This window comes from Actinoplanes sp. NPDC049118 (assembly GCF_040648555.1).
GTDB lineage: Bacteria > Actinomycetota > Actinomycetes > Mycobacteriales > Micromonosporaceae > Actinoplanes.
Window position 1 is genome coordinate 233229 of sequence record NZ_JBEZDY010000008.1, and the last position, 22170, is coordinate 255398.

Genomic DNA, 22170 nt, shown 5'->3' on the forward strand with positions numbered 1-22170 from the left:
GGAGCCGCCCTCATGAGCGAGCGAACAATCAGATACGGCGTGGAGCGAAGCGGAGCGCCGGCATGAGCGAGACATTGGAGAACCTGTACTCCGAGACGCGCACGTTCCCGCCGCCGGCCGAGCTTGCCGCGAGCGCCAACGTCAAGGCTGACGCGTACGACGAGGCCGACGGGGATCGGCTGCGGTTCTGGGAGAAGCAGGCCGGCAGGCTCAGCTGGGCCCGGCAGTGGGACCAGGTGCTGGACTGGTCCAACGCCCCGTTCGCCAAGTGGTTCGTCGGCGGCGAGCTCAACATCGCCTACAACTGCGTGGACCGGCACGTCGAGGCCGGCAACGGCGACAAGGTCGCGATCCACTGGGAGGGCGAGCCCGGCGACAGCCGCACGATCACGTACGCGGACCTGCTGAAGAGCGTGAGCCAGGCGGCGAACACGCTCACCGAGCTCGGCGTGACCGCCGGCGACCGGGTCGCGATCTACCTGCCGATGATCCCGGAGGCCGCGGTCGCGATGCTGGCCTGCGCCCGGATCGGCGCGCTGCACAGCGTGGTCTTCGGCGGCTTCTCCGTCGACGCGCTCGCCACCCGCATCCAGGACGCCGACGCCAAGCTGGTCATCACGGCCGACGGCGGCTACCGGCGGGGCAAGCCGTCCGCCCTCAAGCCGACCGTCGACGAGGCCGTCGCGCAGTGCCCGAGCATCGAGCATGTGCTGGTCGTCCGCCGTACCGGGGAGGACGTGGCCTGGGGTGACAAGGACCGGTGGTGGCACGAGACCGTCGAGCGTGCGGACGACCGGCACGAGGCGCAGGCCTTCGACGCCGAACACCCGCTCTTCATCCTCTACACCTCGGGCACTACCGGTAAGCCGAAGGGCATCCTGCACACCACCGGCGGCTACCTGACCCAGGTGTCGTACACGTTCAACGCGGTCTTCGACATCAAGCCGGAGAGCGACGTCTACTGGTGCACCGCCGACATCGGCTGGGTCACCGGGCACTCCTACATCGTCTACGGCCCGCTCTCCAACGGCGCCAGCCAGGTCATGTACGAGGGCACGCCGGACACGCCCCACAAGGGGCGGTTCTGGGAGATCGTCGACAAGTACAAGGTCAGCATCCTCTACACCGCGCCAACCCTCATCCGGACGATGATGAAGTGGGGCGACGACATCCCGGCAAAGCACGACCTGTCGTCGCTGCGCCTGCTCGGCAGCGTCGGCGAGCCGATCAATCCCGAGGCCTGGATGTGGTACCGCGAGCACGTCGGCCACGACAGCTGCCCCATCGTGGACACCTGGTGGCAGACCGAGACCGGCGCCATGATGATCTCGCCGCTGCCCGGGGTGACGGCGTCCAAGCCCGGCTCGGCGATGACCCCGCTGCCGGGGATCTCCGCGGACGTGGTGAACGACGAGGCGGAGTCGGTGCCGAACGGCGGCGGCGGGTTCCTGGTGCTGCGCGAGCCGTGGCCGTCGATGCTGCGCACGATCTGGGGTGACGACAAGCGCTTCATCGACACGTACTGGTCGCGCTTCGGCAAGGGCGCCGGCGTGGGCGACGAGTGGATCTACTTCGCCGGGGACGGCGCCAAGAAGGACGACGACGGCGCGCTCTGGCTGCTGGGCCGGGTCGACGACGTCATGCTGATCTCGGGCCACAACATCTCCACCACCGAGGTGGAGTCGGCGCTGGTCTCGCACCCGTCGGTGGCCGAGGCGGCCGTGGTGGGCGCGACCGACCCGACGACGGGTCAGGCGATCGTGGCGTTCACAATTCCGCGCGGCAATGTCGACACCTCCGGCGATCTCGGCGAGAAACTGATCCAGGATCTGCGCAACCACGTGGCCAAGAAGCTGGGCCCGATCGCGAAGCCGCGTCAGATCATGCTTGTGGCCGAGTTGCCGAAGACCCGGTCCGGAAAGATCATGCGGCGCCTGCTCAAGGACGTGGCCGAGCACCGGTCGCTGGGCGACGTCACGACGCTGCAGGACTCCGCCGTGATGGATCTGATCTCCTCTGGCATGCAGGAGAGCAAGTCCGAAGACTGAGACAACTATCTATTAACGGCGGCAGACCTGGGATCGTAGGGTCTGCCGCTGTTTCATGTGGACGGTCCACTTTCTGGCATATGCCGGTGCTTGCGTGATGGAAAAACCACAGCAGGCCACTGTCGTCCATCAATGTCTTCAACCCCTTCCGTGCCATCGGTGTATTTGCATACGTTCACGTGAGTCCCGAACCCGGGGCCGATTGCCGCCGTCCGCTGCACCCAGCGTGCGGTCACGTCAACGGAGGTACACGTAGTGCGCAAGGTGGTCGCAGGACTGCTGGGCGCCGCGATGGTCACCAGCGTCGGGGTCTTGGCCCCCGCCGGTGCCAGCGCAGCCCCACCGGTCGATCCCGCCCCGGTCGCCAAGACCAATTCGGCGCCGGTCGACGATCTGCCCAACCCGCTCGAGGACAAGCGCCGCTCCCTGCGCGAGGCCGCGGTCGCGGACGTCGTCAGCGGCAAGGCGAAAGCGGTGACGAAGAACGGCAGCACTGTCGTCAAGGTCGGGCGCACCCAGGGCTCGGGCGCGACCAACCAGTCCGTACCCAAGTCGGGCGAGGACCAGTACGTCGAGATCGGCCGCGAGCGGACCGACCGGATCTTCGTGATCCTGGCCGAGTTCGGCAACGACCGGCACCCGAGCTACCCCGATGTGGACAGCAACCCGGCGGTCGCCGGACCGACCACCTTCGAGGGTCCGCTGCACAACAAGATCCCGCAGCCGAACCGCGCCGTGGACAACTCGACGGTCTGGCAGCCGGACTACACGCCCGCCTTCTACCGCCAGCAGTACTTCGGCGAGGGCGCCGGCGTCGAGTCGGTCAAGACCTACTTCGAGAGCCAGTCGTCCGGGCGCTACAGCGTCGACGGCGAGGTCACCGACTGGGTCAAGGTCAACTACAACGAGGCCCGCTACGGCCGCGACCTCTGCGGCAGCAACGTCTGCAGCAACACGTGGGCGCTGGTGCGCGACGCCGCCAACAAGTGGGTCGCCGACCAGCGGGCCGCGGGCCGCAGCGACGCCGACATCGCCGCCGACATGAAGTCGTTCGACCAGTACGACCGCTACGACTTCGACGGCGACGGCGACTTCAACGAGTCCGACGGCTACATCGACCACTTCCAGATCGTCCACGCCGGCGGCGACGCGGCCGACGGTGACCCGCAGCAGGGCGAGGACGCCATCTGGAGCCACCGCTGGTACGCCTACGGCACCGACCAGGGCCGCACCGGCCCGACCGGCAACCTGCTCGGCGGCACCCAGATCGGGAGCACCGGCATCTGGATCGGCGACTACACCATCCAGCCGGAGAACGGCGGCCTGAGCGTCTTCGTGCACGAGTACACGCACGACCTCGGCCTGCCGGACGACTACGACACCTCCGGTGGCGGCGACAACAACAACGAGCACTGGACGCTGATGGCACAGAGCCGGCTCAGCGCCAAGAACGACCAGGGCATCGGCACCCGTCCGGGCGACCTCGGCGCCTGGAACAAGCTGCAGCTCGGCTGGTTCGACTACGAGACCGTCGTGGCCGGTCAGGCCAAGACGCTGAACCTCGGCCCACAGGAGTACAACACCGCGAAGGCACAGGGTGTTGTCGTGGTCCTGCCCGACAAGGAGGTCACCACCGAACTCGGCGCGCCCTACGCGGGTGCGGGCCAGTTCTTCTCCGGTAACGCCGACGATCTGAACAACTCGATGAGCAAGAGCATCGACCTGACCGGCAAGACCACCGCGGCGGTCACGCTCAAGGGCCGGTACGACATCGAGGCCGGCTACGACTACCTGTACTTCGAGGCCTCGGAGGACAACGGCGCGACCTGGACCCGGCTGAACGGCACGCTCAACGGCGCCGCGTTCCCGACGGACGCCAGCGGAACGCCCGCGCTGACCGGCAGCACCGCCGGTGCCTGGGCCGACATCGCGGTCCCGCTGAACGCGTACGCGGGCAAGAAGATCACCTTCCGCCTGCACTACCTGACGGACGGCGGCCTCTCCGAGGGCGGCTTCTTCGGCGACGACGTCACCATCACCGCGGACGGCGCGACCGTGCTGGCCGACGGCGCCGAGGGTCCCACCACCTGGACGCTGAGCGGGTTCACGATCGTCGGTGCCACCTCGACCAAGAAGTTCGACAACTTCTACATCGCGGGCCACCGCAGCTACGTCTCCTACGACAAGTACCTGAAGACGGGCCCGTACTTCTTCGGTTACCAGCCGGCGAAGCCCGACTACGTCGACCACTACGCGTACCAGGAGGGTCTGCTGATCTCCTACTGGGACACCTCGCAGGTCGACAACAACACAAACGTCCACCCGGGCTCGGGTCGTAACCTGATCATCGACAGCCGGCCGGCGCCGTTCTACAACCTCGAGGGCCTGCCGTGGCGCGCCCGCATCCAGGTCTACGACGCGCCGTTCAGCCTGAAGAAGGCCGACTCGTTCACGCTGCACATCAACAGCAAGGCCAGCTACATCCGGGGGCAGGCCGCGCAGCCGCTGTTCGACGACACCAAGAAGTACTTCTACGCCGAGCTGCCGAACCACGGCGTCAAGCTCCCGGCCGTCGGCGTGAAGATCAAGGTTGTCGACGTGAACGGTACCTCCCTCAAGGTCAAGATCAGCTGATCCACCGTTCCACGAAGCGGCGCCCGGGGAGTCCCTTCCCGGGCGCCGCCGCATACGGGAACCACCCGTCCCCTATGGAGGTCCGATGAAAATGGCTATGAACCGCGCCCTGATCATCGTGCTGGTGACAACGCTTCTCGGCGGCTGCTCCCAACCGGGCGGAACCGGTCAGGAACCGCTGCCGACGCAACCGCGGCCGACCGCGCCGCCGAGCGAGCCGACCGACGCGTTCCAGCAGAACGACCTGATCGTCGGAACCGTCAACCGCGGCGGTTCCGGCCCGTGCTACGGCCTCGTCACGGACGACGGCAAGCAATTCGCCCTGTACGAGAATCGGGGCCGCGAATTGGTCAAGGGCACCCGGATCCAGGTGCGGGCCGAGCCGTCGCTGCTGCGGATCGACTGTGGAACGGGCGAGCTCTTCGAGGTGACCGCCCTGGACGTGCTCGACTGACCTCTTTGCCCGATCGACGCAGAGTCACATCGCGTAAAGATCTACTTTCAATTGCGACAGGCGCTTCCAAACATCGCTGTATTTGCATACCTTCACGTAAGCCCCGAACTCACGGGGCCGTTTACCGCCGCCCGCTGCACCCAGCGATCGGTCACGTCAACGGAGGTACGTAGTGCGCAAAGTAGTCGTTGGACTACTCGGCGCCGCGATGGTCACCAGCGTCGGGATCATGCTCCCGGCAGCGGCGACGGCGGCGCCCCCGGTGGATCCGGCTCCGGCGAAGGCCAGCAAGAGAGCCCCGGTCGACGACCTCCCGAACCCGCTCGGGGACAAGCGCCGCGAGCTGCGCGAGGAGGCCGTGAACGGCATCCTCAAGGGCAGCGTCAAGACCCAGAAGCGCGGCGGAAGCACCGTTGCGAAGGTCGGCAAGACCCGCGGTGGTGGCGAGACCCACCGCCGGGTCGCCCGTGGCGGTCAGGACCAGTACGTCGAGCTCGGCCGCGAGAAGACCGACCGGATCTTCGTGATCCTCGCCGAGTTCGGCAACGACCGGCACCCGAGCTACCCGGACGTCGACAGCGACCCGTTCACGGACGGCCCGACGACCTTCGAAGGACCGCTGCACAACAAGATCCCGGCGCCGAACCGCGCCAAGGACAACAGCACGGTGTGGCAGGCCGACTACGACCGGGCCCACTTCCAGAAGATGTACTTCGGTAAGGGCAAGGGCGTCGAGTCGCTCAAGACCTACTACGAGACCCAGTCGTCCGGGCGCTACAGCGTCGACGGCAAGGTCACCGACTGGGTCAAGGTCAACTACAACGAGGCCCGTTACGGCCGCGACTGCCCCATCGACGGCCCCTGCACCGACCACAACGCGTGGGCGCTCGTCGCCGACGCCGCAAACAAGTGGGTCGCGGACCAGAAGGCCGCCGGGCGCACCGACGCCCAGATCAAGGCCGACATGGCGAGCTTCGACGTGTGGGACCGCTACGACTTCGACGGCGACGGCGACTTCAACGAGTCCGACGGCTACATCGACCACTTCCAGATCGTCCACGCCGGCGGTGACCAGGCCGACGGCGACCCGCAGCAGGGCGAGGACGCCCTCTGGGCGCACCGGTGGTTCGCGTTCGCGGACTCGCGAGGCTCGGCCGGACCCGCCGACAACAAGGCGGGTGGCACGCAGATCGGCAACACCGGCATCTGGATCGGCGACTACACCATCCAGCCCGAGAACGGCGGCCTGAGCGTCTTCGCTCACGAGTACGCGCACGACCTCGACCTGAAGGACGACTACGACGTCTCCGGTGGCGAGAACAACAACAGCGAGTTCTGGACCCTGATGGCACAGAGCCGCCTCTCCGGCGCCGGCGAGCCCCTCGGCACGCGCCCGGGCGACATCGGTGCCTGGAACAAGCTGTTCCTCGGCTGGCTCGACCACGAGACCCTGGTCGCGGGTCAGAAGAAGACAATCGAGCTCGGCCCGCAGGAATACAACAGCAAGAAGCCGCAGGCCGCGGTCGTGGTCCTGCCCGACAAGGAGGTCACCACCGAGCTCGGCGCGCCGTTCGCCGGCGAGAGCCAGTACTTCTCCGGCAACAAGGACAACCTAAACACGACGCTGACCAAGTCGGTCGACCTGACCGGGGCCACCTCGGCGTCGCTGGACCTCAAGGGCCGCTACAACATCGAAGCGGGCTACGACTACCTATACTTCGAGGCCTCCACCGACGGCACCAACTGGACCGCGCTCGACGGCACGGTCGACGGTGCCCCGCTCGGCGTCGACGGCGCGGCGCCGCCGCGCCCGGCTCTCGGCGGCGACGGCGGTGGCGCGTGGAAGGACATCAGCATCCCGCTGACCGCGTACGCCGGTAAGACGGTGCAGGTCCGCCTGCACTACGTCACCGACGCGGGCACCTCCGCCGGCGGCTTCTTCGGCGACGACCTGACCGTCACCGTCAACGGCACCGCCGGTGCCGCCGACGGCGCCGAGGACACCCCGGCCTGGACCGCCGCCGGCTTCAGCGTCGAGGGCACCTCGCGAACCGCCGAGTACGACAACTTCTACATCGCGGGCAACCGCACCTACACCTCGTACGACAGGTACCTGAAGACGGGCCCGTACAACTTCGGCTGGATCACCACCAAGCCGGACTGGGTCGAGCACTTCTCGTACCAACAGGGTCTGCTGATCTCGTACAGCGACACGGCGTACGAGGACAACAACGTCAACCAGCACCCGGGCTCGGGTCGTAACCTGATCATCGACAGCCACCCGGCGCCGATCTACAACCTCGACGGCGACCCGTGGCGCTCGCGGATCCAGCTCTACGACGCTCCGTTCGGCACCACCAAGGCGGACTCGTTCACGCTGCACCTCGACGGCAAGGCCAGCTACATCCGCGGCCAGGCCGGGGTGTCGACGTTCGACGACACCAAGAAGTACTTCTACGACGAGATCCCGTGGGCCGGCGTCAAGCTGCCGGCCGTCGGCGTCAAGATCAAGGTCGTGGAGCAGAAGGGCACCTCCCTGAAGGTCAAGTTCTCCTGACCGACCCGCACCACAGCGACGCCCGGGAGCCTCGGCCCCCGGGCGTCGCCCCTTTCCACCGCCCCCGGGAACCCGCGGCCCCGGAACCGGGTCTCACTCACGGAGGTGCGTCATGATCGCTTTTTCCCGTACGGCCACAGCAACGCTCCTGGCCCTGGGCCTTCTCACGGCGTGCTCCGGCCCGAACGTGGCTCCGGGCACCTCCGTGCCGGTCCCGCCCAGCCGGGCACCGTCATCCAGCCTGACCCCGGCCACCTCGAGCCCGGCGCCCGTTCCGAGCGGGCTACCCGGCACGGTGCCGACCGGCGCACCGCCGTCCCGGCCCGCCGGGATCCCGAAGACCCCGACGGACATCGTCCGCACCGCCGGCTGGACCGAGGGCACGGTCACCCGCGGCGGCTCCGGTCCCTGCTACGGCATGGTCACCTTCGACGGCGTCACGTACGCGATGTATTCGGACACCGGGGTGAAACTGGCCGTCGGTGACCATATCCGGGCCCGGCTCACCCCCGCGAAGCTGCGCATCTACTGCGGCGAGGGCATCGGAGTGAACCTGGGCGCCATCCAGCACTTCCCCTAGGCCCGTACGCTGTTTCGCATGAGTGCCCAGGTAGACGAGGCGTGCGTACTGACGGAGGGTCCGTGGACCCACCGTTCCATCGGCGCCAACGGCAGCCGCTTCCACGTCGTCGAGGCGGGCACCGGGCCGCTCGTGCTCCTGCTGCACGGCTTCCCCGAGTTCTGGTGGACGTGGCACGACATACTCACCCGGATCGCCGACGCCGGCTTCCGGGCCGTCGCGATCGACCTGCGCGGGTACGGCGCCAGCGACAAGCCCCCGCGTGGCTACGACGGCTACACGATGGCGGCCGACGTCACCGGCCTGATCCGGGCGCTCGGCGAGCGCTCGGCGATGATCGTCGGCGCGGGCGCCGGCGGCATGATCGGCTGGGCCGCGGCGGCCTTCCACCCCAAGATGGTGAGCCGGCTCGTGGTGCTCGGCGCTGCGCACCCGCTGCGGCTGCGCGCGGCGCTCTTCTCGGACCCGCGCGGCCAGCTCGCCGCCAGCGCGGGGATGCTGCGCTTCCAGGTCCCCCGCTACGAGCACGTGCTGACCAAGGACGACGCGGCCCTGGTCGGCGAACTGATCGGGCAGTGGAGCAGCCCGAGATGGCAGGAGACGCCCGAGTACGCGGAATTCGTCGCCCGGTGCCGGGAGGCCATGCAGATCCCGCAGGCGGCGTTCTGCGCGCTCGAGGCGTACCGCTGGGTGTTCCGGTCGGCGCTGCGGCTGCAGGGCTACCGGTTCGTCAAGCTGATGCAGAGCCCGCTGACCACGCCGACGCTGCAGATGCACGGCGCCCTGGACACGGCGGTGCTGCCGCGCACGGCACAGGGCTCCGGCCGCTACGTGATCGCGCCCTACGAGTGGCGCCTGATCCCCGACGCCGGCCACTTCCTGCACCAGGAGGCACCCGACGTGATCACTGGCGAGATCCTGCGCTGGCTGAAGACCTAGCTAGACCCGGTGCTCGTAGAGCTCGCTGACCTCGTGCGCGGGCGCCCAGCCCTGGTACACGCCGAAGTCGAACTCCTCCAGGCCCATGCCGCGCGCGATCGGCGCCCGGCCGCCCGTGTATTCGAGGCGAAGCCAGGTGTCGGCCTCGGCCAGGACGATGAACGGCTCGCCGCGCCACGAACAGGTCGTGCGCACGTACACCAGGTCGGTGAACTCGCCGGGCTCGAGCACGCGGACGTACCGGCCGGGCCGGGCCTCCTCGAAGCCGTCGGCGGGCTCGGGCGCGTAGATCCGCACGTTCTCGCCGTCGGGCGCCGCGTCGTACTCCCGGCCGTGCCAGGTCACCACGTAGCCGTCGCGCATCACTGCTCACCGACCCGGCGCCACACCGGCGCGTCGCAGTCGAAGATCGCGACGATCTGCTTGTCGCCGTCGGCGTCCATCCGCCACAACTCCGCGCCGTGCGGCAGCCGCACACTGTCCACCTTGAACTCCGCGATGACGTCCTTGCCCTCACCGGGCGCGAAACCGTTGCCACGGAACGGGGGCCGCTCGATGACCCAGCCGTCCATGGCCCGCAATGCCTGCTCGCTCTGCCCGCCGTACGGGATGCGGTAGAGGCTCGGGCGGTGTGCCGGCCACCGGAGCACGAAGGCCTCCTTCGCGTCCGGCTGGTAGGGCGAGCCGTCGTAGAGCAGGCCGAGCGCCGCGAAGAGCTCGCCCGGCGAGTTCAGGTGCTCGACCTCGCCGGCCCGGTGCACGAACCCGGCGACCCGGTCGTAGCCGCGCTCCAGGTAGTAGTCCACCTGCTCGGCGGGCACGGCCTTCTGCATGATGGTCAACGGCGCCGAGGGCTCGGTGGGCCGCGGCGGCGACGTCGCGGCGGACTCGGCGGGCGCGTCGGCGGGATCGCCGCCGAGGCCGGCCTCGACGGCCCAGCTGGCGAGGGCGATGACCTGCGGGCCGGGGTACCTGGCGCCGATCACCGACGTCGGGTTGACCGCGAACGACCAGGCCGGGTCGGGCCAGTTGCGGATCAGGTCGACGAACCGCACGGCGACGGTGCGGGCGGGCTCGGCGAAGTGCTCGGCGAGCCGGTCCCGGCTGGTGAAGACGACGAGGAACCGCTCGCCGTCGGTCTCCTCGGTCCGGAACGCGAAACCGGACTCACCGGGTGCGCTGCCGGGCCGCGAGTTGGGCGCGACGGGCACGAGCACCGTGGCGAGCAGCAGGGTGGAGAGGAAGGAGTCGGTGCTGCCGTCGTCCACGGCCTGGATGAGGTCGCGCTCAACCTCGTTCGCGGGGACGAAGTCGTCCTCGTCCGGTTCGGGACGGGGCGCCGCCGGGGTGTCGGCGGACGGCGGGACGGCGGGGCGCGCCAGCGCGGCGGGCACGACCGGGCCGGCGCCCGCGGAGCGGTCCGCGCCGGCCGCGCCGGGGATGACCGGCGGGGCGAGACCGGCCCGCGGTGCCGTGGCCGGGGGCTGCGTGGCCCGGGCCTGCGCGGTCGCGGACTGCGCGGTCGCGGACCGGGCTGACGCGGACTGGGCTGACGCGGACTGGGCTGACGCGGACCGGGCTGACGGCGGAGTCGCCTGGCCGGACGACGCCCCGGCGGGGGCGCCGTTGCCCGGCGCGTCGACGTCCAGCTGCGGCCGGGCCGGCTCGTCGCCGGCGGTCACCGGTGACGGCGGAGCGTCCTCGGCGGCCGGGGGCGGCGGGATGTGGGCCGGCAGCGGCGGCGTCTGTGCCATCGGGGTGCGGGTGGGCAACGGGGAGTCCGGGCGCTGCAGCGGCGGCTCGCCGGAGGTACCGCCCCGCGTCGCCGGCGTGGCCGCGCCCGAGCGGCTGCCCAGAGCGTCGAGGGCGCTGGGAGCGGCGGCGGCGCCAGCGGAGCCGGTCCGGCTCGCGAGGGCGTCGAGGGCGCTGGGCATGCTCGGCCGGGCGGCACCGCCGGCCGGAACGGGCGGCGGCGCGTAGGCGGCGGGCACATTGCCGCTTCCACCGGCCGGGCCAGGGGCACCGGCCTCGCCGCCGGGTCGCGACGGCGGTCCGCCGGGCTCGCCCGCGAGGTCGCCGGGCTGCGCCGCCCCGGCACGGTCGGGCACGCCGAAGCCGTTGAACTGGCCGCCGGGTATGCCGTTGCCCCGGCCGCCGCCCGGGCCCTGCGGGGTGCCGGGCACGCGCGAGGGAAGCCCGCTTGGCAGCACCCCGCCCGGGGTGCGTAGCGGCAGGCCGCCCGGACCGACCGAGCCTCCGGCCGCGTCGGCCGGGTCCGGCGCGGATGCGGGCACCGGAGGGCCGGAGGGCCGCCCGCCGGGAGCGGCGCCCTCGGACGGGGCCGCACCACCGACGCCCGCCGGAGCCGAGCCGCCCGGGGCGGAGCCGCCGGGAGGCGGGCCGTAGGCCGGGCCGGCCGGGGCCGAGCCGCCCGGAGCCGAGCCGCCCGGAGCCGAGCCGCCCGGAGCCGAGCCGCCCGGAGCCGAGCCGCCCGGAGCCGAGCCGCCCGGAGCCGAGCCGCCGGGAGGCGGGCCGCCCGGAGCCGAGCCGCCGGGAGGCGGGCCGTAGGCCGCGCCGCCGTAGGCGGGGCTGCTGGATGCCGGACCGCGGTAGGGAGAGCCGCCGTAAGCGGGGCTGCCCGATGCCGGGCCGTCGGACATCGGAGCGCCGGACGAGCGCACGCCGGACACCGGTGCGCCCGACATCGGAGCACCCGACATCGGAGCACCCGACATCGGGCGGTCGGTCATGGGGCCGCCGGGCTGCGCGGCCGCCGGGTAGCCCTGTGCTGCCGCCTGGTAACCCTGTGCCGCCGCGTTCGCCGCCATGGTCGCGGCCGCGTGCAGGTCCTGGATGCGTTCCGGGGCGTTGCTGCCCTCGCGGCCCGGGCCGCGGGTCGGCAGGCGCAGATCACCACGGGAGAGCTGGGCCACGAACCAGGCCGGCAGGTATCCCTCGATCGGCAGGCCGGGGTTGACCGCCAGCCACCACTCGAGGTTGGGCCAGGTGTCGGCGAGCTCCGCGTAGGCCACCCGGCGGGCCGAGCCGGTGTAGTCGGCCAGGCAGGCCTGCAGCGCAGACGGGGAGGTGAAAGCCAGCACGTGTGTGCGGCCGCCGGTGCTCCACGTGCCCCAGCCGAGCGGGGCGAGGCCGGCGAGGGCGTCCGCCGAGACCGGCAAGAGCAGGTCGACCCCGGCGAGAATACGGAAATAGGACTCCTGGTCGTCTGTGCGCAAGGCGTTGCGCATCGCGACCTCGGCGTCCGTAGCCGGTTCCCACTCGGTCACGTCCACCTCTCCCTTCGCGGCGAACGGGCCACCTCAACGCGTACAACCTACAAGGTCAGGCGGCGATCACAATGGGCGGATGGATGCATACAGCCAAGAAGTGATCCATCTGCGTGATCAAAGGGCCCCCGCGGGCGCCAGGCATTGCGCAGCGATACCGCCCGATGACCGAAGGTAGCCGGACGGCGGGAGAAACGGCAACGGCCGGAACAGCGCCTTTCGGGCGTTCCGGCCGTGCCGCGAAGTTCGACAGAACGCGTGGTTCAGCTGAAGCGCTTCTCCGCGTTACTCTCGGTCGTGGCGTAGTCCTGCGCGGACTGACCGACCGCGCGCTGGATGTCCGCCAGGATGTTCTTGAGATCGGTGGACGCCTTGGTCCACTGGTCCTGACGCGCGTAATACGCCGCCTGGGCCTTGCCCTCCCACTGGTCCACCAGCGGGCGCGCGGAGGCCTGAAGGTCGCTGAGCCGCGAATCGAGCTCGGCCACCGCCTTCTGGATGTCGGTACCAGCCTCTCCCAGAGCCGCGAAGTTGACCTTCAGCAAGCCGTCGTTCATGAAGTGATCCTCCCCGCTCGGTATCAGAGGGGCAGCGTGTAGCCGCCGCCACCAGACTTGGTCACCAACTGGGCCGCCGATTCGTCACTGTTCGTGTAGCTGACGCCCGATGTCCTGATCGCCTCGGCGGTTTCCGCCAGGGCCTGGTTCAGCTTCGTGAGGTCCGCCTCGTACTGCGACTTCACCGTCTCGAACGCCCGGCCACCGCTGCCGACCCACGCGGTCTGCAGCACGGAGAGCCGGCCCATGAGCTTGGTCAACATCTCCGTCAACGACTGGTTGACCTGGTCAAACTCTGCGGCGGCCTTCGCCATAGCCTCCGCAGATGCCTTCGTCGTCTCGGACACCCCGGACGTCACCCCGCTTCCTTGAATCGTCCGTCGCCCCGGGTCCTGAGTGGACGGGTCGTGCTTGACGGCCGCCGGGGCGTGTGACTTGGCCACCAGGTTAGCTCTTTCCACCAGGCGGTGGGGGGCACCCCTGAGCAGCCGGTTATCCATTCCCGTCGCCGACGGTAAAGGCTTGGACGCAGTCACGGTAGCCCCGTCCGGCAAGCTGTGGATATCCACACCGCCCCCTGCTCAGGCCACCCGGGTCCTACGATGGGGCCGCGCGGTGGGGCGGACCAGAGAGAGGCGGGCGCACGGTGACGGCAGATCTGGCGGGTGGCCGCGGCTTCCCCGAGCTCAGCGGCGCCGGGCAGCCCCTGCCGAAGGTTCGTGCGCGACCTGTCCGACATGGACGATTGTTCGGTATTCGCACCGGTCAGGTGGTCAGTACCCAAGTGGCGGCAGTCGCCTTACTTGTCGGCATGATCAACGGCCCGATAGCGCTCGGCGCCGGGGCACTCCTCGCGGTGATCCTGCTCTCGGTCACCTGGCTGCGGCTGCGCGGCCGCTGGGCGTTCGAGTGGCTCGACACCGGGATGCGCTTCGCCGGGCGGCGGCACGCCGCATCCGTGGCGACCGCACCGGGTGCGCTGCTCGAGTTCGTCGCGCCGGGATCCCGCATCGAGCAGGCGGAGCTGGCCGGGGACCCGGCCGCGGTCATCGTCGACGGGCAGGGCCTCACCGCGGTGCTGGAGCTCGGCGACCCGAACGGCCTGCTCGCCGAGGAGACCGCCATGCTGCCGTCGCCGGCCGGCCTGCTGCCGCCCGCGGGCGGCGAGCACCCGCCCTGCCGCGTGCAGCTGCTGCTGATCGGCGCGCCCGCACCGTCGCTGCGGGCCGGCGGCGGCACCCCGGCCAACTCCTACCGCCAGCTCACTGAGGGCCGCCTGCTCGGCCACAGCCGGGCCCTGCTGGCCGTCCGGGTGCTGCGTGCCGAGGGGTGGCCGGAGGAGGACCTGCGGCGCGCGCTGTCCGGCCTCGTCCGCAAGCTCTCGCGCCGCCTCGGCCCGATCCCGGCCCGGCCCCTCGGCGAGGCCGCGGCCCTGCGGGTCATCGCCGAGCTGGCACACGACGACGGCATCGGCACGGCACAGGAGACCTGGCCGGGCCTGCGGGTCGGCAGCCTGACCCAGGCCACCTTCCGGCTCCGGCGCTGGCCCGACCTGCGGATCGAGACCTCACGCCGGCTGGTGTCGCGGATGTTGGCGCTGCCCGCGGCCGCGACGACGGTCGCGCTCGGCGCGGGGCCGCGCTCCGCGACGGGCGCCGAGACGGCGATCGACCTGACCATCCGCCTCGCGGCGCCGGACACCGCCTCACTCTCGGTCGCGACGCAGGCGCTGCACAAGCTGATGGCCGCCGAGCGGGCCACCGCCCGGCGCCTGGACGGCGAGCACCTGGACGGCCTAACCGCCACCCTGCCGCTGGGCATACCCACCACGCCGGGACTGCCCGGCCGGCCCGGCCTCGAGGCGGCCCGCGCCGACCTGTTCGACGACCTGCAGCTGCCGATCGGCAGCGCGGGCCTGATGATCGGCAGCAACCGCAAGGGCGAGCCGGTCATCGCGCGGCTGTTCCGCCCCGAGCAGACCCGGGCGTTGCTGGTCGGCGGCGTCCGCTGCGCCCAGTTGTTCGCCCTGCGGGCGATGGCCCTCGGCGCCCGGGTGGTCGTGCAGACGGCACGCCCGCAGGCCTGGGAGCCGTTCGTGCGGGGTGCGGCGGTGCCGGGCGAGTCGATCGCGGTCATCCCGCCCGGACGGACGGTGGAGATCCCGCCGGGTTCGGCGCTGCATCCCCTTCTCGTCGTGGTCGACATCGGCCCCGTCGGCGCCGACAACCGCCCGGGCGCTGGCTGGCAGGCCACGCTGGTGGTCCGCGACGACTTCAGCCCGGCCGACGCCGACGTGGCCTCCCGGGCGGACCTGCTGCTGGTCCAGCCGCTGCGCCCGGAGGAGGCGAGCCTCGTCGGCGCGGCCCTCGGCCTGGGCGACGCGGCTAAGTGGCTGACCCAGATCCGCGCGGACATGGTCGGCGTGATCAACAGACGGGCGGTCCGCTGGGCCGCTCTGTCACAAACCCCGATCGAGGCCCAGCTGATCGGCCCGCCGGTCCGCGGCTGAGCCGGCCCGGCCGGCCGCCGAGGGTCGTGAGATAAGGGCCGGTTGATGGTTTTTGTCGCAACCGGCAGACAACGACCGGGACAAGAACGTGGAGTGTTTCCCGCACGACTGGACTGATCATGGCACCATCCCGTGCCATGGGCATCCTCATCCGGCTGGTGATCACCGCCGTCTCGCTGTGGATCGCGACACTGGTGATCGACGGCATCCGCCTCACCACCGAGTCCATCGGCGGCCAGGTGGGCACGCTGCTGCTCGTCGCGGCGATCTTCGGCATCGTGAACGCGGTCCTGCGCCCGATCATCAAGGTGATCGGCTGCGGGCTGTACGTGCTGACCCTCGGCCTGATCTCCGTGGTCGTCAACGGCCTGCTGTTCATGCTGGTCAGCTGGATCGCGGGCGAGTTCGGCCTGGCGTTCCACGTGGACGACTTCTGGCCGAGCGCGGTCCTCGGCGCGCTGCTGGTCGGCGTCGTGAGCTGGCTGCTCAACATGCTGGTCCCGGACCGCGGCGAGGACTGAGCCGCGGTACACCACCGCGGGACCCGCGTCGGCGACGAGCGCTCGGCACGCGCCGGCGACGAGCGCTCGGCACGCGTCGGCCGCGACGCGTGCCGAATGAGCGCCGCGCCGGCGCCGTGCGATCTTCAGGCCACGGCCGGAGGATTGGCACCGTGAGCTGGGACATATGCAAGGACCGCGATCCCAGCACGGACCTTACGGTGAGTGCATGGGCGAGGAACAGCGCGGCTATCTATACGGCCTCACGGCGTACGTGCTGTGGGGCTTCTTTCCGATCTACTTCAAGCTGCTCGCGCCCTCGCCCCCGCTGGAGATCCTCGCCCACCGGGTGATCTGGTCCGTCCTCTTCATCAGCCTGCTGCTGCTCGCCATGCGCAACTGGCGCTTCCTCGCCCGCATCGCCCGCGACCGGCGGCTGCTCGGCGGCATCACGCTGGCCGCGGTGCTGATCGGCGCGAACTGGGCGACCTACATCTACGGCGTCAACTCGTCCCGGGTGGTCGAGACGGCGCTCGGATACTTCATCACGCCGCTCGTCGTCGTGCTGCTGGGCGTGACCGTGCAGAACGAGCGCCTGCGAGGGTGGCAGTGGGCCGCCGTGGGCATCGGCGGTCTGGCCGTGGCCGTGCTGACGGTCGACTACGGGCATCTGCCGTACATCGCGTTGGCGCTGGCCGCGAGCTTCGGGTCGTACAGCCTGATCAAGAAGCGGCTCGGGCTGCCGCCCGCCGAGGGGTTGTTCGTCGAGTCGGCGGTGCTCGCGGTGCCCGCGCTCTGCTACCTCGGCTGGCTCAACGCAACCGGCGACGCCGAGTTCGGGCACGTCTCGACCACGCACACGATCCTGATGCTGCTCTCCGGGCTCGCCACGGCCGTACCGCTGCTGCTCTTCGCCGCCGCGACCAACCGGGTGCCGCTTGTCGGCATCGGGATCCTGCAGTACGTCGCGCCGATCCTGCAGCTCGCCTGCGGGGTGCTGCTCTTCCACGAGCCGATGCCGCCGGCCCGGCTCGTGGGCTTCGGGCTGGTCTGGATCGCACTGATCATCTTCACCGTGGACGGCATCCGGGGCGCCCGGGCCACCAGAGGGAGGACGGCGGCCGCCTCAGCGGCCGCCACCGCCGAACCAGCCGCCGTCCTTCCGCCACGCTGACGGGAACACCCGTCAGGGGACGTCGTAGGAGAGCAGTGTCCTGTCGTCGTCACGCACCAGCGCCAGCCGGGACAGCGTGCCGCCGCTGAAGTGCGTGACGCCGGACATGGTGAACTCCTTGCCGGGCGACGCGACCCACGAGCCGAGCTGCTCGCTCTCGCGGTCCGGGCCGTACGCCATGAGCCGGATCGTGTATGGCTCCGACTCCTCGTTGCGCCGGTTGTAGAAGCAGACGAGGTTGACCTTCGTGCCGCCGGCGGCGCCGGCGAGGTTGATGTGCGCCGTCACCGGCACCCGGTCGTTGGCCGGCGTCATCGCCACGGCCGGGCCGCTCACCGACGGGTCCGGCACGCCGGCGCGGCCCATCCAGAACACCGCGCCGACGCCCACGACGAGCGCGAGGCAGGCGGCGGCCAGCGCCGAGCCGAGTACCCGCCAGCGGACCCGCCTGCGTTCCTGGCGCCGCGTCGACTGCGCGGCCATGACCAGATCGGGGACGCTGGTACGCCGGCTCGGCGGCGGCGGCAGGTCGGGGGCGAGCAGCTTCTCGAAGTCGGCGGGGTCGAGGCGGCCGAGCAAGCCCGGCAGCACGGCGATGTCCGCCACCGCCTCCCGGCAGAAGGAGCACGTCGCGAGATGCCGTTCATAGGCGGCGCGCTCCGCGGGAGAGAGGGCACCGAGGACGTACGCGCCGTCGTCGTGCTCGTGGTCGCACCTCATCCCGTCACCCCCATCTCGTCCAGAACAATGCGTAGAGAGCGCAGCGCGTAGTGCGTGCGCGACTTGACCGTGCCGGGCGGGACCCCCAGCCTCGCGGCGGCCTCGGCCACCGAGCGACCCTGGTAGAAGCACTCCACCAGGACCTCGCGATGGCTCGATGAGAGCCGGCCCAGGGCCTCCGCGACCGTCCAGGCCTCCACGGCCCGGTCCGCCTCGTCCGCGCTGGGCGGTGGCTCGGGAATCATGTCGGTGACCACCTCGCCCACCCGGACCGACCGGCGCCGCCAGGCGTCGATCGCCAGGTTGCGCGCGGTGGTGAAAAGCCATGACCGGACTCCGCCGCGCTCAGGGTCGAGCACCTCCGGATAGCGCCAGGCCCTCAGCAGCGTCTCCTGCACGAGGTCCTCCGCCTGCTGCCGGTCCCCTCCGGAGAGGCGTACGGCGTGGGCGAACAGAGCGTCCCCGTGCTCGTCCTGCAGAGCGCGCAGCAGCTCGGCATCCTGATCCTCCAAGCCTGCCGACCTCCCTCGCGCGTTCCAACCCGTATTACGTGCGCTCGGGTCGGGCGGTTCAAAGGAGCCTTAGGCCTGCAGTTCACTCATGCCGCGGGACGATCACGCGGTGACGGCATCGCCCGCCGACAGTGCTTCCGCGACGTTCCGGGCGGCGGCCGTCAGCTTGGCGCGGACCACCCGGGCGGACGTCAGCATCTCGGCGGCCGGCAGGGCACACGCGAGCACGAGCCGGCGTTCCATGTCGCGGTCGGCGACGACGTTGACGGCGGCACAGGCCAGCCCCTGCCGGAACTGGCCCATCTCCAGCTGCATCCCGCGCCGCTCCCCCGCGGCCAGGTCGGCCTCGAGCGCCTCGGGCGAGGTCAGCGTCGCCGGGGTGAACGCCCGCATGCCCCAGTCGCGCAGATAGCGGGCGCGCTGGTCGGCGGTCAGGGTCGCGAGCAGGGCCTTGCCGAGCGCGGTGGCATGACCGCCCTCGTCGAAGCCGGGCACCATCTCGTCCATGAACGGCGAGCGGGCGCCCTCGGCGCAGGCGGTGACGGCGATCCGGCCGCCGACGAACCGGCCCAGGTAGTGGCTGTAGCCGGTCTCGACCGCGGCGCGGCGCAACGCCTCACCGACCGAGGGCGGGCCACGGAACGCCGACACCAGCTCGCGATAGCGATCCGCGATCTCCAGGCCGACGATGTACGTGCCGTCCTCCCTGCGGATCACGTAGCCCTCGTAGGCCAGGGTGCGGACGAGGTGATAGGTCGTCGCGACGGTCAGCTCGCACCGCCGGGCGATCTGTTTCACGGTGAGTCCACGCGGGGCCCGACCCACCGATTCGAGCACACGCAGGGCGCGTGACACGCTCCGGATGAGATCTGACGGCTCCGCCAGGGGGTCGCGCACAGCCACCTCCGACGCCGGGGACTTACACCATATGAATAATCTTCCCCCGACGGAATGCCTCAAGCGTGTCGACCATGACCGATCTTTACGGCACGTGTGGTCATTAACACTCACCGTCTCGAGTTCGGCGCCGCTGGGCATAACCTCCGATTGATGGCCGAGCCGCAGACATCCCCCGTCGAGAACGCCGCTACCAGCACGTACTCGGTCAGGCCGGTGCGCGCGGCCACCGGCGCGCTTACGACGACGATCGCCTGCTCGGTTCCGGTGTTCCTCGTCGGTGGTCTCGCGGTCCAGATCGGCGACGAACTCGACTTCACCCCGGCGGGGCTCGGCTTGGCGGTCTCGGCGTACTTCGGGGCAAGCGCGCTTGCCTCTGTGCCCGCGGGCGCGCTCGTCGAGCGGTACGGCTCGACCACGGTCGCGCGGGCCGGCATCGCGCTCGCCTCCGCGTCCCTGCTGACGATCGCGGTGGCGGCGACGTCACTGTGGACGCTCATCGCGATCCTGGCGCTCGGCGCGGGCGCGAACGCGATGGGCCAGCTCGCGAGCAACACGAGCCTGTCGCGGCACGTGCCGGTCCGCCGGCAGGGCCTGTCGTTCGGCGTGAAGCAGGCGGCGATCCCGGTCAGCACGCTGCTGGCGGGCGCCGCGGTGCCGGTGGTGGCGCTGACCGTCGGCTGGCGGTGGGCGTTCGTCCTGGCGGCGGCCGGGGCGGCGGGTGCGCTCTGGCTCGTACCGTCGGAGCGGGACGTGGCGAGGCGGCCGGAGGCGGGCAACGGGGAGCGGGCCACCGCGGCCCTGGTCGTGATCGGCGTGGCCGCGACGCTCGCCGCGGGCTCGGCGAACGCGCTCGGGACGTTCCTGGTCGACTCGGCGGTGGCTCGCGGGCTGGCGCCCGGAACGGCGGGGCTGGCGCTGGCCCTGGGCGGCGCGGTGTGCGTCGTGGCCCGGCTGTACGGCGGCTGGCAGGCCGACCGCTTCCCGGCACACCAGATCGCCGTGATCGCGGGACTGCTGGCCGCCGGGGCGGTCGGGCTGGCCCTGATGGCGGCGCCGAGCCCGGCGACGCTCTTCCTCGGCGTGGTGCTGGGCTTCGGCCTGGGCTGGGCGTGGCCGGGGCTGATGAACTTCGCGGTGGTCCGCCTGCACCCGCAGGCGCCGGCGGCGGCCACGTCGATCACGCAGACCGGGGTGTACGCGGGCGGGTGCCTGGGTCCGCTGGGGCTGGGCGCGCTGGCCGCCGCGGCGGGCTACCCGGTGATGTGGACGGCCGCGGGGATCGCGATGCTGTGCGCGGCGGCGGCGATGGTCGTGGGAAGCAGAATGCTGACCCGCCACGCGGTCACGACCGCGGCGGCCTGACCGCAGACTTCACCAGGCGCATCTCGCAGACACCGGTGTCGTCCGCCTCACAAGGCCGGTCGGCTCAGCTTGTGCGGTCGGCTCAGCTTGTGCGGTCGGCTCAGCTTGTGCGGTCGGCTCAGCTTGTGCGGTCGGCTCAGCTTGTGCGGTCGGCGATGAAGTCGCACAGCGACTCCATCGCCCGGCGGGGCGAGCCCGCCGGAAGCGGAGCGAGCTGGGCCCGGGCCTCCTCCGCGTAGGTGCGAACGGTCTCGCGGGCCCGCTTCATCGCCGCGGACTCCCGCAGCAGCCCGAGCGCCTCGGCGTGCAGCACGTCGTCGACGAGCGGCCCGGAGGCGAGCAGCTCACGAAGCCGCACGGCCGCGACGTCCGTGTCGTCGTCGGCCAGCGCGTAGAGCACCGGAAGCGTGGGGACGCCCTCGCGGAGGTCGGTGCCGGGCGTCTTGCCCGACTGCACCGACTCCGACGCGATGTCGAGGAGGTCGTCGGAGAGCTGGAACGCGATGCCGATCGTCTCGCCGTAGCCGGTGAGCGCCTCGATCTGGCTGGGCGTCACCCCGGAGAAGAGCCCGCCGAAGCGGGCCGAGGTTGCGATGAGCGAGGCCGTCTTGTCGGCGATGACGCTCAGGTGGTGCTCGATCGGATCGGATCCGCGCGGGCCGACGGTCTCGGCGATCTGCCCGTGCACCAGCCGCGCGAACGTCCGCGCCTGCAGGTGGACGGCCTCCGGCCCGAGGGAGGCGGCGATGTCGGCGGCCCGGGCGAAGAGGTAGTCGCCGATCAGAATGGCGACCGAGTTGCCCCACCGCGCGTTGGCGCTCGGCGCACCGCGCCGCACGGTCGCCTCGTCCATGACGTCGTCGTGGTAGAGCGTGGCCAGGTGCGTCAGCTCGACGACGAGCGCGGCCGGCACGATCTCGGCCCGCGACGGATCGCCCATCTGGGCGCCCAGGGCCAGGATCAGGGGCCGGAACCGCTTGCCACCGGCATCCATCAGGTGCCGGGCGGCCTCGGCCACGAGCGGATCGGCGCTGGCGACATTGCTGCGCAGCGCATCCTCCACAACAGCAAGCGTCGCCGACACCGACGCGTCGACCGCCGGGTCGATGTCGAGGCCAAGCGACGTCAGCGCGCTGTCACCGATGCTCACCACACTTTCACGATGCCATACGCCTCCGACGAGGGCTGGCCCAGGGGTGGCAACTGCAAGGTCAAAAACTATGCCAAGGTACGGATCCTGAAATGTCCACCAAGGCTCCCGCGCCCGCTCGGCTGCCGGCTCCCGCCGATCAGGCCGCCGCCGGCCGGGTCGCCTCCCCGGCAGAACCTCGGGGGTTTGGGGAGCACGGACCTGGCAGGGCGGGGGTGGCCGCTCATGAGCCGCCAGGCGATTGGCCGCCCCCGCCCGGTCTCGGCGGGAGCGACGGTCAGATCCAT

18 protein-coding genes are annotated in these 22170 nt (G+C 71.0%); 10 read left to right on the forward strand and 8 right to left on the reverse strand.

All coding sequences use genetic code 11. From position 1 onward, the window contains the following. The first annotated feature begins 62 nt into the window (after positions 1 to 62). The 6 genes from acs to AB0B58_RS15090 all read left to right on the forward strand — a co-directional run bounded on the left by acs (position 63) and on the right by AB0B58_RS15090 (position 9212). Positions 63 to 2048 (forward strand): acetate--CoA ligase, encoded by a 1986-nt coding sequence (gene acs / locus AB0B58_RS15065; protein WP_360223456.1) that lies wholly within the window; start codon positions 63 to 65, stop codon positions 2046 to 2048. A gap of 291 nt (positions 2049 to 2339) precedes the next feature. Continuing rightward, on the forward strand, positions 2340 to 4682 hold the full coding sequence (locus tag AB0B58_RS15070; RefSeq protein WP_360223674.1) for an immune inhibitor A domain-containing protein: 2343 nt from the start codon (positions 2340 to 2342) through the stop codon (positions 4680 to 4682). A 91-nt stretch (positions 4683 to 4773) separates the two neighbouring features. Then, positions 4774 to 5136: a hypothetical protein gene (locus AB0B58_RS15075; RefSeq protein WP_360223459.1), complete on the forward strand. Its 363-nt coding sequence runs from the start codon at positions 4774 to 4776 to the stop codon at positions 5134 to 5136. A gap of 172 nt (positions 5137 to 5308) precedes the next feature. Then, positions 5309 to 7693, forward strand: a complete 2385-nt coding sequence (locus AB0B58_RS15080) for an immune inhibitor A domain-containing protein (RefSeq protein WP_360223462.1) — start codon at positions 5309 to 5311, stop codon at positions 7691 to 7693. Positions 7694 to 7805: 112 nt separating this feature from the next. Continuing rightward, positions 7806 to 8273, forward strand: coding sequence for a hypothetical protein (locus AB0B58_RS15085; RefSeq protein ID WP_360223464.1), 468 nt, complete (start codon positions 7806 to 7808; stop codon positions 8271 to 8273). Positions 8274 to 8291: 18 nt separating this feature from the next. Beyond that, entirely contained in the window at positions 8292 to 9212 is a 921-nt protein-coding gene (locus AB0B58_RS15090; RefSeq protein ID WP_360223467.1) for an alpha/beta hydrolase, read from the forward strand. Here the strand turns inward: AB0B58_RS15090 and AB0B58_RS15095 are convergent, their stop codons facing one another. From AB0B58_RS15095 to AB0B58_RS15110, 4 genes are all read right to left on the reverse strand, one after another. Continuing rightward, positions 9213 to 9578 carry a hypothetical protein gene (locus AB0B58_RS15095; RefSeq protein WP_360223470.1) on the reverse strand — a complete coding sequence of 122 codons (366 nt, stop codon included), beginning with the start codon at positions 9576 to 9578 and terminating at the stop codon, positions 9213 to 9215. Continuing rightward, positions 9575 to 12499 (reverse strand): SseB family protein, encoded by a 2925-nt coding sequence (locus AB0B58_RS15100; RefSeq protein ID WP_360223473.1) that lies wholly within the window; start codon positions 12497 to 12499, stop codon positions 9575 to 9577. The genes AB0B58_RS15095 and AB0B58_RS15100 overlap by 4 nt, the downstream gene beginning before the upstream one ends. A gap of 263 nt (positions 12500 to 12762) precedes the next feature. Continuing rightward, positions 12763 to 13056, reverse strand: a complete 294-nt coding sequence (locus tag AB0B58_RS15105) for a WXG100 family type VII secretion target (RefSeq protein WP_360223476.1) — start codon at positions 13054 to 13056, stop codon at positions 12763 to 12765. A 23-nt stretch (positions 13057 to 13079) separates the two neighbouring features. Next, positions 13080 to 13403 (reverse strand): WXG100 family type VII secretion target, encoded by a 324-nt coding sequence (locus AB0B58_RS15110; protein WP_360223478.1) that lies wholly within the window; start codon positions 13401 to 13403, stop codon positions 13080 to 13082. A gap of 299 nt (positions 13404 to 13702) precedes the next feature. Between AB0B58_RS15110 and eccE the strand changes: the two genes are divergently transcribed. The 3 genes from eccE to rarD all read left to right on the forward strand — a co-directional run bounded on the left by eccE (position 13703) and on the right by rarD (position 17239). After that, complete coding sequence (eccE, locus tag AB0B58_RS15115) at positions 13703 to 15565, forward strand: type VII secretion protein EccE (protein WP_360223481.1); 1863 nt, start codon at positions 13703 to 13705, stop codon at positions 15563 to 15565. A 137-nt stretch (positions 15566 to 15702) separates the two neighbouring features. Next, complete coding sequence (locus AB0B58_RS15120) at positions 15703 to 16086, forward strand: phage holin family protein (RefSeq protein WP_360223484.1); 384 nt, start codon at positions 15703 to 15705, stop codon at positions 16084 to 16086. Between the two features lie 208 nt (positions 16087 to 16294). After that, positions 16295 to 17239, forward strand: coding sequence for an EamA family transporter RarD (gene rarD / locus AB0B58_RS15125; RefSeq protein ID WP_360223487.1), 945 nt, complete (start codon positions 16295 to 16297; stop codon positions 17237 to 17239). Between the two features lie 12 nt (positions 17240 to 17251). Here the strand turns inward: rarD and AB0B58_RS15130 are convergent, their stop codons facing one another. The 3 genes from AB0B58_RS15130 to AB0B58_RS15140 all read right to left on the reverse strand — a co-directional run bounded on the left by AB0B58_RS15130 (position 17252) and on the right by AB0B58_RS15140 (position 19368). Next, on the reverse strand, positions 17252 to 17959 hold the full coding sequence (locus AB0B58_RS15130) for a zf-HC2 domain-containing protein (RefSeq protein WP_360223490.1): 708 nt from the start codon (positions 17957 to 17959) through the stop codon (positions 17252 to 17254). Next, positions 17956 to 18471, reverse strand: coding sequence for a sigma-70 family RNA polymerase sigma factor (locus AB0B58_RS15135; RefSeq protein WP_360223493.1), 516 nt, complete (start codon positions 18469 to 18471; stop codon positions 17956 to 17958). Before AB0B58_RS15135 ends, AB0B58_RS15130 begins: the two co-directional genes overlap by 4 nt. Before the next feature lie 102 nt (positions 18472 to 18573). Continuing rightward, the gene (locus AB0B58_RS15140; protein WP_360223496.1) at positions 18574 to 19368 is read right to left on the reverse strand and encodes an IclR family transcriptional regulator C-terminal domain-containing protein; all 795 of its coding nucleotides are present in this window, start codon (positions 19366 to 19368) and stop codon (positions 18574 to 18576) included. Positions 19369 to 19521: 153 nt separating this feature from the next. Here AB0B58_RS15140 and AB0B58_RS15145 point away from each other — a divergent pair, with 153 nt between their 5' ends. Next, positions 19522 to 20733 carry an MFS transporter gene (locus tag AB0B58_RS15145; RefSeq protein ID WP_360223498.1) on the forward strand — a complete coding sequence of 404 codons (1212 nt, stop codon included), beginning with the start codon at positions 19522 to 19524 and terminating at the stop codon, positions 20731 to 20733. A 136-nt stretch (positions 20734 to 20869) separates the two neighbouring features. Here AB0B58_RS15145 and AB0B58_RS15150 read toward each other — a convergent pair whose 3' ends face one another. After that, a complete protein-coding gene (locus AB0B58_RS15150) occupies positions 20870 to 21862 on the reverse strand; it encodes a polyprenyl synthetase family protein (RefSeq protein ID WP_360223676.1) in 993 nt (330 codons plus the stop codon). Between the last annotated feature and the right edge of the window lie 308 nt (positions 21863 to 22170).